2 protein-coding genes are annotated in these 1,275 nt (G+C 39.8%); both read left to right on the forward strand.

Going from position 1 to position 1,275, the window contains the following annotated elements; all coding sequences use genetic code 11:
- Positions 1–70: 70 nt before the first annotated feature.
- Positions 71–460 carry a hypothetical protein gene (locus EV207_RS22855; RefSeq protein WP_132748771.1) on the forward strand — a complete coding sequence of 130 codons (390 nt, stop codon included), beginning with the start codon at positions 71–73 and terminating at the stop codon, positions 458–460.
- A 292-nt stretch (positions 461–752) separates the two neighbouring features.
- Positions 753–1,226 carry an alpha/beta hydrolase family protein gene (locus EV207_RS22860; protein WP_132748774.1) on the forward strand — a complete coding sequence of 158 codons (474 nt, stop codon included), beginning with the start codon at positions 753–755 and terminating at the stop codon, positions 1,224–1,226.
- Positions 1,227–1,275 lie beyond the last annotated feature (49 nt).

The raw sequence follows: 1,275 nt of genomic DNA on the forward strand, positions 1-1,275 counted from the left end.
AGAGTGGGCAGGGTCAAGTGGTTTGGACTTGACGTTGCCACGGCATCATCTAAGCTTTGAAAAGTGAAGAATGGTCTGTTCAATTCGTCAAGAGAATCAAGAAGGGGCAGCTATCCATTTCTCCAGACAAACAGTGGCTAACTTACACCCGTCTATTTATTTTTCCTTCAATGACGAAGGCTATGAATGGCTCACATTTGCGGAATCACATAAACATGATATTAAAAAGGCGTTTGCAGAAGATTATGCAGTTGAATCACCGCAGTCATTATTTAAAGAGTGGTTTTCGATAAATGGCGGCAAAAAATTCGGGTTTAACAGACTAGGATACTTTATAGGAGATCTGTTCTTCCAAAATCAAATAGCAGAGTTAGGAGAAATTAAAGCTATCATTGCTTGGGGAAAACGAGGGTTTGAAGAACAAGCGAAAAAATGGTTGTCCGAAGATATTAATAGGTGATAAAGGCTATGACCGAACACAACAGTGATTCCCCTTATCGCGGAACCTAAGGCGATGATGAGGCGTATTAAAATAAACATTATTCTCTAAATTTTCTAAAGGGTGGGGAGGATATAAATGGAAAAATGGCTTTTCTTTACTCATAACTGTGATCGTTTGCGTCTCTTTAATTGGGTGTTCAGTTAACCCAAATAATGATTCTAAAGCGCACGGTAAAGATCACGAAAAGCAGGCCAATAGTAAAGAAAAGGGTAAGGACAAAGGGGCAAAACAAGACGGAAAAGTGATTTCCATGAAACCCATTGAAGTTCCAGATTCAAATTCCGATACAAAGAACTATCAAATGATGTATTGGAGTCAAGGGATAAAAGTTGAAGCCTATGTTGCTGCGCCATCAGAATCAGGGGCTTATCCTCTATCCGTATTCTGTCATGGCGGATATTCAACTCCTGACGATCAGAAGGCTCATGTTACTACCATAGGTGAAGGTAATGACCTTTTTCATTATGATAAAACGTTAATCGAAAATTATCCATCCGGTCAAATTACTATTGTTCCCATGTACCGTGGCTATGGGCACAGCGGCGGGACAATAAGCGGTTTAGCTAAAAATGCGGCAGACACTCAAAACGCCATAAAGGCTGTCACGACCTATTTTAATACGCATAAAAACTTCCCGGGTATTAATAAGGGCCATCTTTATTTAAGTGGTGTTTCATTGGGTAGTGTCAAAAGTTCTATGAAAAACCTGCATGGGTTACAATAACTACCATTTGATTTGAGATAATACCCGCAATCGCTCTTGACAAACAGTC

The organism is Scopulibacillus darangshiensis (assembly GCF_004341035.1).
Classification (GTDB): domain Bacteria; phylum Bacillota; class Bacilli; order Bacillales; family Sporolactobacillaceae; genus Scopulibacillus; species Scopulibacillus darangshiensis.